This is a genomic window from Saccharopolyspora sp. NPDC047091, from assembly GCF_040643635.1.
Classification (GTDB): domain Bacteria; phylum Actinomycetota; class Actinomycetes; order Mycobacteriales; family Pseudonocardiaceae; genus Saccharopolyspora_C.
This window is the reverse complement of sequence record NZ_JBEYUS010000030.1, coordinates 22,933-35,505: the sequence shown is the minus strand read 5'-3', so window position 1 is coordinate 35,505 and position 12,573 is coordinate 22,933. Positions and strand designations below refer to the sequence as shown.

12 protein-coding genes are annotated in these 12,573 nt (G+C 72.3%); 2 read left to right on the top strand and 10 right to left on the bottom strand.

The annotated features are described in order from the left end of the window. Positions 1-12 precede the first annotated feature (12 nt). From ABZ805_RS15390 to typA, 6 genes are all read right to left on the bottom strand, one after another. On the bottom strand, positions 13-1,110 hold the full coding sequence (locus ABZ805_RS15390) for a hypothetical protein (RefSeq protein ID WP_358439939.1): 1,098 nt from the start codon (positions 1,108-1,110) through the stop codon (positions 13-15). A gap of 10 nt (positions 1,111-1,120) precedes the next feature. Next, the gene (locus tag ABZ805_RS15385; protein ID WP_358439936.1) at positions 1,121-1,486 is read right to left on the bottom strand and encodes a hypothetical protein; all 366 of its coding nucleotides are present in this window, start codon (positions 1,484-1,486) and stop codon (positions 1,121-1,123) included. Further along, on the bottom strand, positions 1,483-2,394 hold the full coding sequence (mshB, locus tag ABZ805_RS15380) for an N-acetyl-1-D-myo-inositol-2-amino-2-deoxy-alpha-D-glucopyranoside deacetylase (protein ID WP_358439933.1): 912 nt from the start codon (positions 2,392-2,394) through the stop codon (positions 1,483-1,485). The genes ABZ805_RS15385 and mshB overlap by 4 nt, the downstream gene beginning before the upstream one ends. 126 nt (positions 2,395-2,520) lie before the next feature. Further along, positions 2,521-3,120, bottom strand: a complete 600-nt coding sequence (locus tag ABZ805_RS15375; protein WP_358439930.1) for a hypothetical protein — start codon at positions 3,118-3,120, stop codon at positions 2,521-2,523. Positions 3,121-3,153: 33 nt separating this feature from the next. After that, positions 3,154-4,887: an ABC transporter family substrate-binding protein gene (locus tag ABZ805_RS15370; RefSeq protein WP_358439927.1), complete on the bottom strand. Its 1,734-nt coding sequence runs from the start codon at positions 4,885-4,887 to the stop codon at positions 3,154-3,156. Between the two features lie 151 nt (positions 4,888-5,038). Beyond that, positions 5,039-6,964 carry a translational GTPase TypA gene (gene typA / locus ABZ805_RS15365; RefSeq protein WP_358439925.1) on the bottom strand — a complete coding sequence of 642 codons (1,926 nt, stop codon included), beginning with the start codon at positions 6,962-6,964 and terminating at the stop codon, positions 5,039-5,041. Positions 6,965-7,360: 396 nt separating this feature from the next. Between typA and ABZ805_RS15360 the strand changes: the two genes are divergently transcribed. After that, on the top strand, positions 7,361-7,531 hold the full coding sequence (locus tag ABZ805_RS15360) for a hypothetical protein (RefSeq protein WP_358439922.1): 171 nt from the start codon (positions 7,361-7,363) through the stop codon (positions 7,529-7,531). Positions 7,532-7,576: 45 nt separating this feature from the next. Here the strand turns inward: ABZ805_RS15360 and ABZ805_RS15355 are convergent, their stop codons facing one another. Continuing rightward, the gene (locus ABZ805_RS15355; protein ID WP_358439919.1) at positions 7,577-7,900 is read right to left on the bottom strand and encodes a YciI family protein; all 324 of its coding nucleotides are present in this window, start codon (positions 7,898-7,900) and stop codon (positions 7,577-7,579) included. Positions 7,901-8,118: 218 nt separating this feature from the next. Here ABZ805_RS15355 and trpS point away from each other — a divergent pair, with 218 nt between their 5' ends. Then, a complete protein-coding gene (gene trpS, locus ABZ805_RS15350) occupies positions 8,119-9,084 on the top strand; it encodes a tryptophan--tRNA ligase (RefSeq protein ID WP_358439916.1) in 966 nt (321 codons plus the stop codon). Between the two features lie 242 nt (positions 9,085-9,326). Here trpS and ABZ805_RS15345 read toward each other — a convergent pair whose 3' ends face one another. From ABZ805_RS15345 to ABZ805_RS15335, 3 genes are all read right to left on the bottom strand, one after another. Next, positions 9,327-10,160, bottom strand: coding sequence for an NUDIX domain-containing protein (locus tag ABZ805_RS15345; RefSeq protein WP_358439914.1), 834 nt, complete (start codon positions 10,158-10,160; stop codon positions 9,327-9,329). Positions 10,161-10,311: 151 nt separating this feature from the next. Next, positions 10,312-11,700 carry a HAMP domain-containing sensor histidine kinase gene (locus tag ABZ805_RS15340; protein WP_358439911.1) on the bottom strand — a complete coding sequence of 463 codons (1,389 nt, stop codon included), beginning with the start codon at positions 11,698-11,700 and terminating at the stop codon, positions 10,312-10,314. Then, positions 11,697-12,440 carry a response regulator transcription factor gene (locus ABZ805_RS15335; RefSeq protein ID WP_358439909.1) on the bottom strand — a complete coding sequence of 248 codons (744 nt, stop codon included), beginning with the start codon at positions 12,438-12,440 and terminating at the stop codon, positions 11,697-11,699. Before ABZ805_RS15335 ends, ABZ805_RS15340 begins: the two co-directional genes overlap by 4 nt. Between the last annotated feature and the right edge of the window lie 133 nt (positions 12,441-12,573).

Here is a 12,573-nt window from a genome sequence, read left to right as displayed (position 1 = left end):
ACTCCTAGATCGCTAGCGTCCCGACCCGTGGGCGTCCTTCCGCAACCACCTCGCGCCCTGCTTCGCGATGCGGCGCAGCGCGGACCGTTCGCCCAGGTAACCACCCACGACGCCGACCACGGGCACGTTCCCGATCCACTCGTGGTAGAAGCGGCCCTGCGGGCGTTTGTCCAGCTCGGAGTCGATCTCCCAGAGGGCACGTGCCATTCGCCACACCGTGCGCACCACCGCGCGCATCCTGCCGCCGCCGGTGCGCCGGGCCTCGTCGAGTTCCTCGGTGAGCTCGGCGGTCTTCGCATCCTCCTCGGCCGGTGCCCCGCCCCGCTCCCCCGCGGCGATCTCCGGGGACAGGTCGCGGTCCAGCAGCACCTTGGCGATCAGCCGCACGTGGGTCCCCCTGTCGGTGACACCGTGTTCGGCGGCGATAGCCGAGAGCACCATGCCCTGCCCGGCCAGCCCCAGCGCGTTGCGGATCGGCAGCCGGGCGGTGAGCGCGCCGCCGAAGCGCGGCAGGCCGGCGGCGACCGCGACCAGCCTGCCCACCCGCTGCACCCACCAACCGCAGCGCTCGTCGACGCTCATCGCGTCCCAGGTCGAGCTGCCCGGCAGCTGCATGCCGTCGAGCTGGCGCAGCAGCTTGTCCAGCAGGCCGGGCTCGGCGGTCTGGTCGGCGGAGGCGGCGGAGGACGACCGCGCTCCGGTGCCCGGCTCGGTCGGATCTCCGGTACCGGTCTCCGCGGGGTCAGCGGCGTCGTTCTCCGGTGCCGTCGGGGTCTCCGGCGCTGTCGGGTTCTCCGGCGCCGTCGTGGTCTCCGGCGCTGTCGGGGCATCCGGTGCCGTAGTGGCCTCCGATGCCGTCGCCACCTCCCGGGCAGCCGCGGTCTCCGGCTCAGCGCGCTCGATCTCCGGTGCGGCAGCCGTGGTCTCCGACGCCGCGTCCTCGGTCCCCGCCGCGATGTCGGCGACCTCCACGTCCGCGGCGGTGTCCGCGAACCTCCCGCGCAGCCGGAGCGGATCGGCCTCCCGGAGCACCTCCAGCAGCGGCGCGGTCGCGCGCACGAACGGCCGCAGCACCACCGCGACCCGCTCGTCGGTCAGCACTTCGGGCACGACCGCCCCCTCACTTCCCGGCGGTCCGGCCCAGGACGATCCCGAGCATCATCGCCGACGGCAGCGTTCCCGCGCCGATCAGCAACAACGTCCGCCAGTCGTTGCCCAGCAGCATGACGTCGCCGCCGGGGCCGAACAGCCCGAACACGAAGATGGTGGCGAACCAGACCACCAGCGGCGCCGCCGCCACCCGCCTGCTCGGCGAGAGCCGACCGGCGGCCGAGACCAGCATCGGCGTCGTCACCGCCGCCACCGCCGTGGTGATCGGGAACGGCGTGCTCCCGATCCACAGCGGCAGGTACAGCACCTCCACCAGCGCCAGCACCACCGCGTCGAGCAGCAGGAAGCCGAAGACCAGCCGGTCGCGGCCGGTCACCTCGGCACCACCGGTTCGGTCCCGCTCACCCCGAGTCCGCCGAACAGGTCCTGCTCGCCACCCGCCGGATCGCCGGTGGCCAGCACGTAGTGCTCGGTGCCGGTCAGCGGGTGCGCCACCCCGTTGGACAGCGCGTAGGCGCCGGGGCCGTCCCCGTTGTTCCACTCGTCCACCCACACCCGGACCTGGGTGCCGTGGGCGCGCAGCGCGCGGATCTTCCCGGACAGGTGGTCCGCGACGTCGATGACCGTGGTGATCGACTCGTCGGGCACGCTCGCCAGGTCCGCCAGGTCGGGCAGCTCGAACGGCATCGACTCGGCGGTGGCCAGGTCCGCCAGCCCGGCGCGGAGCCGGTCCCGGGACGGCACCGCGTGGAACACGCGCAGCACGTCCGGGACGCGCTCGGCCGCGGCCATCGTCACGTCGTGCGCGCGCACGTGGTCGGGGTGTCCGTAGCCGCCGTCGGCCGCGTAGGTCACCACGACCTGGGGCCGCACCTCGTGCAGGATCTCGGCGAGCGCCTCGGTCTGCTCGGCCAGGTCGCCGACGGCGAACGCCCGCGGGTGCGCCGAGGGCAGCGCTCCGGCCCGGCCGGGTTCCTCCCACAGCATCCCGGAATCCCGCCAGCGACCGATGCCGCCGAGGAAGCGGTGGTCGGCCACCCGCAGCGCCGCGCACGCGGAACGGAGTTCACCCACCCGGTAGCCGCCGAGCTGGTCGGCCTGGTCGGCCGCCAGCCCCCGCAGGCTCTCCGGGATGACCTCGCCCTCCTCGCCGAGGGTGCAGGTCACCACCGTCACCTGGACACCGCGCGCCGCGTAGCGGGCGATCGTCCCGCCGGTCCAGAGGGTCTCGTCATCCGGATGCGCGTGCACCAGCAACAACCGGGGAGGAGCCGTCAGCGTCACCTGCCCAGCCTAATCGGCGCGGCGCACCCCTCCACGCGGTGGTCGAACAGCCCGCGACGCGACCTGTCAACCAGCGGCGATCAACTTTCACCCGGGCCGGTGGACAGGATCGCCCGGACGATCAGCTCAGCGGCCCTGCAGCGCGTCCAGCGCGACGGCCTGCGCGAACACCACCCGCCGGTCCAGCCGGTCGTCGTGCACCGTGATCACGTAGCGGTCCCGCAGCGCGAACTTCTTCTCCACCGACAGCACGACCTGCCCGTCCACCGCGAAGTCGAAGTGGTACGGGAAGAAGAACGGGACGTTCTCGATGAACGGGATGAACTCCCACAGCCGGCGCAGCAGCGCGATCGGCTTGCTCCGCTCGTGCCCGACGGCCGCCGGCTGGCCGGGCTGCTCCAGGTGCCAGGTGGAGCGGGTCAGCGATTTGCGGAAGTCCTTGCGGAAGAACCCGATCGGCGCCCCCGCCGCGTCGGTGACGTCGTACCCGGAGGCCAGGTCGACCACCTTCCGCGCGCGGAACCCCGCCACCGGCTGCGTCTTGTCCGCGTCCGCGTACAGCGTGACCTGCTCCTTGAGCGCGACCCGCTTCTGCTGCGCGAACGCGACGAGCTCGCCCTCGCCGCCCCGGCCGTCGTCGGCCCGGATCTCGTACCGGTTGACCATGAACGTCACGCGCTGGCGCAGGTGGAACGTCCTGATCTGCTGCAACCGTCCCGAATCCACGTTCTCTCCTCGATGCCCGGCCGCGACCGGGGCTCAGTACCCGTCGTTGTCGCTCGGGGTGCCCTTCCAGTCGGCCGCGGTCGAGAACGGGCCGGAGAGGCCGTTCCCGCGCTGCACCCCCGTCACGTCCCGGCCGAACGCCAGCACTTGAGCCTGCTGGTACAGCGGCAGCGCCACGGCCTGCGACCACAGCACCGATTCGACCTTCGCCGACGCCTCCGGGAACGGCAGCGCCCCGCTGAGCGCGGCGTCGATCGTCGGCTGCAGCAGCTGGTCGCAGAAACCGGTGGCGCTGAACGGGAACGGCCGGTCGTCCGAGTCGACGCCCGGGCAGCCGTAGGAGGTCGCCATCATCGCCGCCGGATCGCCGTCGGCCGGGCGCGGTGCGACCGCCATGTCCACCGAGCTGGCCGCGCCGGGTTCCTCGGACAGCGGGTTCGTGGGCAGCATCTCGCCGAAGAGCTGATCACCGGTGGGTGTGACCACGGTGGCCTGGACGTCCTGGGCCCGCAGCTGCGCGGCCGCGGCCTCGGCGATCCGGATGTACTGCTCGTGCTCGAACGGCGCCGCGATCACCAGGTTCAGCGGGCGGCCGTCCTTGGTCCACGCGCCCGCGCGGTGCTCGTACCCGGCTTCGGTGAGCAGCCGCTGCACGCGCGCCGGATCGGGCCCGTCGGCGCCCGGCGGCTCGGTCGGGGTGTAGCCGCGTTCCGAGGGGGCGAGCACCTGGGAGTGCGCGTGCAGCTGGTCGCCCGGTCCACCGCCGCTGCCGACGTCGATCAGCGCTTCCCGGTCCAGACCGGCCACGACCGCGTTCCGCACCCGGGCGTCGGCGAGCTGCGCGCTGGTCGGCCGCAGCAGCACCTGCATCGTCGCCGGCCGGGGAACCGTGCTGACCTGCACCGACGAACCCAGATCGCGCAGCGCACCCATGGTGCCGCGGTCCGCGCCGAACACCGCCATGTGCAGGTCCCCGCTGCGCAGCGCGGCGACCTGGCCGGCCTGGTCGCTGGCGCGCAGCACGATCCGGTCGGACACCGCGGGCTTGCCCCAGAACCGGTCGTTGCGCTCCAGGATGATCTCGCCGCGCTGCAGGTCGACCTGGCGAATGGCGAACGGGCCGCCGGAAGCCGGGTAGCCGTTGTCCAGCGCCGTGGCCCACCCGCGCGGCGCGTCCCGCAGCAGGTGCGCGGGCAGCAGGTTCGCGAACAGGCTCTGCCAGCCCGGGTAGGGGCGTTCGAAGGTGACCTCGACGCTCTTGCCGCCTTCGCGGGACTGCACGTCGTCGATCAGCTGGTATCCGGCGGGATCCGACACGCCGGGCTGGGAGCGCAGCTGCTCCCACAGGTAGACGAAGTCCTCGGCGGCGATCGGCGCGCCGTCCGACCAGGCCGCTTCCTTGCGGATCCGGTAGCGCACCGTGAACCGCTCCGCGTCCGGCACCACGTCCGCCGACTCCATCAGCGTCGTGTCCAGCGCGTTCGCCCCGTCCGGACCGGGCCGGAACACCGAGGGCAGCATCAGGCTGGACAGCGCCGAACTGGTCGGCGACAGGTCCGCGAGGGTGTGCGGGTTGAACCCGCCCTCCAGCGAGTCGACGCCGACGACGACCTCGGTCGGCATCGGCTGCGTGGACGGAGCCGTCTGCGGGCTCGGCGCCGGTGGTTCGACCAGCGGGGGAGGCGGCGCGTCGGTGCACGCCACCACCAAGCTCCCGATCGTCACCAGCAAGCTGACCGCGATGAACGGGTGTCGACCCTGGTGCACGCCGCCGAACCTCCCCTCTTTCCCCGGTCGCCGATCACAGGCGGACGCGATGTCCCCCTGTAGAAGGACGCGCGGAAGCACTCATGGTTCCGCGCGTCCTTCTGGCACTGCACACCGGGGTGGAAACGCTCAGCTTCCGCTCAGGTGGGGCTCAGCCGTTGTCGCGGGCCTTGGCCCGGGAGCGCTCCCGGCCGCGGGTCGTCGCGTCCAGCACGAGCTTGCGCACCCGGATCGCGTCCGGGCCGACCTCGACGCACTCGTCGGCGGAGCAGAACTCCAGCGCCTCCTCCAGGCCCAGCGTGCGGGGGCGGGCCAGCCGCTCCAGCTCGTCGCCGGTGGCGGAGCGCATGTTGGTGAGCTTCTTCTCCTTGGTGACGTTGATGTCGAGGTCCTCGGCGCGCGGGTTCTCGCCCACGACCATGCCCTCGTACACCTCGGCGCCGGGCTCCACGAAGAACGTGCCGCGGTCGGCCAGCTGCATCATCGCGTAGCTGGTGACCGGGCCGGAGCGGTCTGCCACCAACGAGCCGCTGTGCCGGGTGCGCAGTTCGCCGACCCACGGGAAGTAGCCCTCGAAGACGTGGTTGGCGATGCCGGTGCCGCGCGTCTCGGTGAGGAACTCGGTGCGGAAGCCGATCAGCCCGCGGGAGGGGATCACGTAGTCCAGCTTGATGCGGCCGGTGCCGTGGCCGTCCATCGTCTCCATCCGGCCCTTGCGGCCGGCGAGCAGCTGGGTGATCGCACCCAGGTGCTCCTCCGGGGAGTCGATGGTCAGGCGCTCGAACGGCTCGCACAGCTTGCCGTCGATGGTCTTGGTGACCACCTGCGGCTTGCCGACGGTGAGCTCGAAGCCCTCGCGTCGCATGGTCTCCACGAGCACCGCCAGCGCCAGTTCGCCACGGCCCTGGACCTCCCAGGTGTCGGGGCGCTCGGTCGGCACGACCTTGACGCTGACGTTGCCGATCAGCTCGGCGTCGAGGCGGTTCTTCACGAACCGCGCGGTGACCTTGGTGCCACCGTTGCGGCCGGTCATCGGCGAGGTGTTCACGCCGATAGTCATCGAGATGGCCGGGTCGTCCACGGTGATCCGCGGCAGCGGCTGCGGGTCGTCGGCGTCGGCGAGGGTGTCGCCGATGGTGATGTCCGGGATGCCCGCGATCGCCACCAGGTCACCGGCGTGCGCCTCGGCGGCGGGCACCCGGTCCAGGTTCTCGGTGATGAGCAGCTCGGTGATCCGCACCTTCTCGACGGACCCGTCCTCGCGGCACCAGCCGACGGTCTGGCCCTTGCGCATGGTGCCCGCGTGGATGCGGCACAGCGCGATGCGGCCCAGGAACGCGGAGGCGTCGAGGTTGGTGACCAGGGCGCGCAGCGGCGCCTCGTAGTCGCCGACCGGCGCGGGCACGTGCTCCATCAGCACGTCGAACAGCGCGGTGAGGTCCTCGTCCGCGGGCAGGTCGCCGTCGGCGGGCTGGGTGAGGCTGGCGCGCCCGGAGCGGGCGGAGGCGTAGATCACCGGCAGGTTCAGCACGGCGTCCATGTCCACCGAGCCTTCGCCGTCGTCGAGCTCGGAGGCGAGGTCCAGCAGCAGGTCGTGGGCCTCGTCGACGACCTCGGCGCAACGCGCGTCCGGACGGTCGACCTTGTTCACGACGAGGATCACCGGCAGCTTCGCGGCCAGCGCCTTGCGCAGCACGAAGCGGGTCTGCGGCAGCGGCCCCTCGCTGGCGTCGACCAGCAGCACCACGCCGTCGGCCATGGACAGGCCGCGCTCGACCTCACCGCCGAAGTCGGCGTGGCCGGGGGTGTCGATGACGTTGATGGTGACGGGACCGCTTTCGGTCTCCCGCCGGATGGCCGTGTTCTTGGCCAGGATCGTGATGCCCTTTTCCCGTTCCAGGTCATTGGAGTCCATGACCCGGTCGACGAGTTCGGCACGTTCGGAGAAGGCGCCGGATTGCCGCAGCATGGCGTCCACCAGGGTGGTCTTACCGTGGTCGACGTGCGCGACGATCGCGACGTTGCGCAGATCGTTGCGGATCCGCTGGTTCGGTTCGGCGACGCTGGTGGCGGGCACGCGAGCACTCCATGAGTTGGAAGACGAAGATCAGGTCAGGCGGCAGGCGCTTGTCGACCTCTGCCGGCCGCCGTCCCGCTGCCGCCGCTGCGGGAAGTTGCGGCCCCCGGCGCGGACCCGCGTTCCGAGAACCCCGTGCTCCGGCTGGCTCACCCGTCTGAAGAAGGCGGCCGATCGCGGACGGCGGGGCCGTCATGTCGAAGGCCCGACACTTGCTGAGGCTCGGTGCGTTGTCGACACGCGGCCTACTCCAGCGTAGAGCACTTCCCGAACGGGACCGCGGACAGGTGTTGAGCGCAACACCCGCGGCCGCGGGTTCGCCGGAACCACCGGGACCGACCTAGGGTGGCGGAGTCCGGTCCCCGAGCGGACCCCTCCGGCAGCGGGAAGCCAGTCGTGAGCAAGAAAACGATCAAGGTGAAGCGGAAGTGCTGCCTTTCGAAACCACCGTGCAAGCAATGCCCGATCGTGGTGTTGCGGGAAGCGCTGAAGGACGCGAAAGCACGCGAGGTCAAGAAAGCGCAAAAGAAGGCAAAGAAAGAGTCAAAGGAAAAGAAGTCGCATTGATCCGCACCTCGGCGCGAAGCCCAGGTGCGGATCAGCGCGGGCGCTCTATTCGCTCACCGGGACCAGCTGGTCGGCGTACTTCGCCATTTCCGGCACGGTGCGCAGCGCCTGGAATTCGATCACTTCGTGGCGGGCGAGTTTTCGCAGTTCGAAGGGGTCGGTGGCGAGGATGGCCTCCAACCTGCCACGAGACATGGATCTGGCGATGAGCACGCCCCCGGTCAACGGGCTGCCCGGTTCCGGAGTCCGGTGGCCGGTCGTGATGAAGTCACCGGCCTCGTAATGTCTGCTCACCCACTCATAGTGATCCACCAATGCGCCGTCGATGTCCGATTGCGGAGCCGTGTAGTTCAGCAATACGACGAACATGAATCCAGAATAGCCCTCCTCCGGCACGAGTGCCCATACCCTTCTGGTAACGTGCGCGCCGTGCACGAAATGTCGCATCCGCGTCTGAGCATGTGGTGGGCCGCCCCAGGGCGGCCCCGGCTCGTCGTGCGCTGAACCGCACGCACATCGGTCGCCACCAGGCGACCGGGCGTTGCGCGGTGCAGGCTGGTGAGCGGCCATCGATCCGAGGAGAGATCGTGACCCGCTTGTCCGGCATCACCCCGTCCGGCCACGTCCACCTGGGCAACCACCTCGGCGCGCTGCGCCGGTGGGCGACCGAAGGCGGCCCGGACGACCTGTACTTCATCTCGGACCTGCACGCGATGACGCTGCCCTACCGGCCCGAGCGGCTGCGCGCGCTCACCAGGGAGAACCTGGCCGTGCTGCTGGCCACCGGCATCACCGCCGATTCGGTGTTCGTGCAGTCCGACCTCGCGGGCGAACTGGGCGCGCTGAACTGGGTCCTGGAGTGCACCTGCGGCTACGGCGAGGCCAGCCGCATGATCCAGTTCAAGGAGAAGGGCGACGGCCAGGACGGCGCGCGGCTCGGCCTGCTCACCTACCCCGTGCTGATGGCGGCGGACATCCTGCTGCAGGGCGCCACCGAGGTCCCGGTGGGCGTGGACCAGAACCAGCACGTCGAACTGGCCCGCACGCTGGCCAAGCGGTTCAACGGCGGCCGCGGGGAGGTGTTCGTCGTCCCGCGCGCGGTGGTGCCGAAGACGGCCGCCGCGGTGCGCGACCTGTCCGATCCCGCGCGCAAGATGGCGAAGTCCGCGCAGCAACAGGCGGGCGTCGTGTTCGTGCTGGACGAGCCGGACGTGGTGCGCCGCAAGTTCCGCCGCGCCGTCACCGACGACAGGGCCTCGGTCCGCTACGACCCGGACGAACAGCCCGCGGTGGCGAACCTGCTGGAGATCCTCGCCGCCTGCACCGGGGGCAGCCCGTACGCCGCGGCCTCGTCCGCGAGCACGTACGCCCAGCTCAAGGACACCGTGGCGGAGGCGGTGGTGGAACTGCTGCGGCCGGTCCGGGACGGCGCGCGGGAGCTGCTGGACGACCCGGCCGAGCTGGACCGGGTCCGGGAGAAGGGGGCCGCTCGCGCGGCCGAGCGCGCCCGGCCGCGGCTGGACGCCGCGCTGCGGGTCGCCGGGTTGCGCTGACCGTCCCCTGATCGAACGAGCCGAGGCAGGGGCCCGAAGCCGGGCGCCGCACGCCCGACGGGCCCCTGACCTGGTTCTTCAGCTTCACCACCGGAGCGAGCCCGTCCGTCGATTCGTTCACCAGTTCGAGTAGTTCAGGCCGAAAACGTGGCGAACAGGTGGTCGAACCCGGCAATCTCGGTGCATGGACGCAGCGAACGCGCACCCCGCCGGGAACGGCCTCCGACTCGACCGCAGGGACCTCAGAACGGCAGGTCGCGCAGCGAATGCGCGAGCACCTGGTCGGCTTCGAGCCAGTTCAGCTCGCCCAGCTCGGGCCGGCGTGCCCAGTGCACCGCCCGGTGCTCGACCGCCCGCGGCTCCGCGCCCGGATCGGCCAGCTCCGCGGTGTGCACCCGCAGCAGCATCCCGTTGCGCAGCGGCACGTCGGTGCCGACGCGTCCGGTCGGCACGACCTCGACGTCCAGTTCTTCCTTGCACTCCCGGACGACCGCGTCGTGCTCGCTCTCCCCCGGCTCCACCCGGCCACCGGGGAGTTCCCAGCGTCCGGCGTCCCGCGCGGGGAACCGGCGCTGCTGCACGAGCAGCCGGCCCTCCCGCGTGATCGCCGTTCCGACCACGACCGGACGCGCCGCCCAGGACTCGGCGAGCGCGCCGACCGCGCGCATCCGGCGCGCCAGCACCGCCAGCACCACCCGACGGGCCAGCGCCACGTCGACCACCCGTCCGAGCGCGCCGAACGGCGTCGTCCACCGCAGCGAGTCGGTGAGCAGCGTGCGGCCACCGGCCGCGGCCAGCACCGATTCGTGCCGCAATTCTTGGAGAGGACCAGCGATGAGCACCGATTCCAACCGATCCGCGTCCGCCCGCACGATGCGGGTGCGCAGCCTCGCCGGCGGGAGCTTCGTCCAGCGGAAGGCGAGGTCGTCGCCCGGGACGAGGAGTTCGGCGGCGGGCGTCAGCGCCCGTCCCTGGACGCCCAGCGCCCGCAGGCCGTCCTCGGCGGTGCGGGTGTGGCGCAGCGCCGCCCCGACCGTCCGCAGCGGGGCCGCCACCAGACCTGTGCTTCGCAACACCGACACGTGGGTACATCCTGCCGCACACCGCGCGGAGCACGCTCCGGGGTGGTTCCGGTTCCGGGACCGCGCCCGGGCGCCGGGTGCGGGCGGACGGCTACGCGCCCTCTCCGGTGTCCGGTGGCTGCGCGGTGTCGCGCTCGCGGTGGGCTCACTCCTGCCGGGACGCGGGGCGCAACGGCCCGGGCAGCGGCCAGCGGATCTCGATGCGGGCCCCGCCTTCGGGCGACTCCGCCGCGTGCACCGAACCGCCCCGGCCGCGCACGGCCTCGGCCACCAGCGCGAGCCCCAGCCCGGCACCGCCGGTGCGGCGGGCCCGGTCCGGCTGCACCCGGTGGAACCGGTCGAACACCCGCGTCCGGTGTTCGGCGGGGATGCCCGGACCGTCGTCGTCCACGACCAGGCGAACGCTCGCGGCGGCGGGCAGCAGCGACACCCGGACCAGGGCCCGCGCGTGCCGCAGGGCGTTCCCGATCAGGTTGTCCAGCACGGTGGCCACCTCGGCGGCACCGGCGAGGATCACGACGCTCCCGGTGGGCGCGGTGACCTGGACCCGGGGCCGGGCACCGCGCAGGTTCGCCCGGTCGGCGGCCGCGCGCACGGCGCTGCCGAGCTCGATCGGCTGCTGCTGCGGCTGCGCGCCGGACTCCGCCCTGGCCAGCGCGAGCAGCCCGTCCACCAGCTCGGACATCCGCTGCGCCTCGGCGGCGATGTCCTGCAAGGTCTCCTGCGCCAGCTCCGGGTCGGGGTGCACCACGGCGACCTCGGCCTGCGCCCGGATCGAGGCGACCGGATTGCGCAGCTCGTGCGCGGCATCACCGGTGAACCGGCGCAGCCACTCCGTGTCGCCGTCGCGGCGGGCCAGCATCTCGTTGAGCGCCTCCGCGAGCGCGCGCAGCTCGTCGTCGGCCTCCGGCACCGGCAGCCGGTGCCCCTCCGGCAGGCGCACCGCGGCGAGCCGCATCCGCTCCACCGGGCGCAGCGAGCGGCGCACCACCAACCAGGTCGCGACGCCGACGGCACCGGCGGCGAGGATCGAACCGAGCGCCAGGGCACGGCCCGCCGAACGGACCGTGTCCGAGTGGCCGATCAGGTGCGCGCCGCCCAGCACCAGCCGCGGTTCGCCCGCCGGATCGGGCACCACAGCCCCGACCCAGCGGTAGAGGCCCTGGCCCGACCCGTCCCCCGACCACTCGACGACGCCCGCACCGCTCTTGAGCTCGCTGATGTTCGACCGCCCGAGACCCGGGTCCGGCAGCGAATCGACCGGGACGCCGGAGGTGTCGAGGACCCGCACCTCACCACCCGCCACGGCGCGCGGCGAAGTTCCGGCGGCGATCTGGCGAACGGCGACCCCGACCTTGCCCTTCAGCTCCGCGTCCACGGATTCGACGAGCAGCCAGCTCATCAAGCCGACGCCGAAGTGCGCGAGCACGCCGAGTCCGACGAGGGCCACCGCGGTCGCGACCGCGCTGGTCCGGAACCGGAGGGTGCGGCGCGACCACCACGCCCGCAGCTGCCGCAGCGGCCACCGGCTCACCGGGAACCGTTCCCGCCACGGGTGCTCGTCGGTTCCGCGCCGGCGGCCTCGTCCGGGTCCGCTTCGTCGCTGACCTGGTAGCCGTGGCCGCGGACCGTGCGCACCAGGTTCCCGGCGCCGACGGCGGTGAGCTTGCGGCGCAGGTAGCCGATGTAGACCTCGACCACGTTGCGGGTCACGAACTGGTCTGCGCCCCACACCTGGCGCAGTAGGTCCTCCTTCGGCACGACCGTGCCCGGGCGGCTCGCCAGCGCGACGAGCAACCCGTACTCGCGCGGGGAGAGCGCCACCGGGACTCCGGCCCAGCTCACCTCGCGGACGTCCCGGTCGATCTCCAGCTCGCCCACCCGCAGCCGGGCGTGCCGCGCGGAGCTCTCCCCGCGCCGGGCCAAGGCCCGGACCTGCGCGGTCAGCACCAGGAAGGAGAACGGTTTGACCAGGTAACCGTCGGCCCCCAGGTCCAGCCCGTCGGCTTGGTCCACCTCGCCGTCCTTCGCGGACAGCAGCAGCACCGGGGTCGTGATCCCCTGACCGCGCAGCCGCTCCAGCACTCGGTACCCGGACAGGCCGGGGAGCATCACGTCCAGCACCACCACGTCGAAGGAGCCGGTGGCGGCGAGCCGCAGCGCCTCCACGCCTTCGACGGCGACCGTGACCTCCATGCCCTCGGCGGAGAGGCCGCGGCGCAGCGCGGTCCGGACTCCCGGCTCGTCGTCGACCACCAACACCCGCGGCTGCATCTGCTCAGCATGCCGTCGTGGCACGGCCGCGCGCAGCCACTCCTGAGATCCTTCTCAGCTCGAGAGGAGCTCTCAGGTCCATCTCAGCTGTGCGGGATCACGCTCAGGGCAGCGGATCGGATCACCAGGAGGA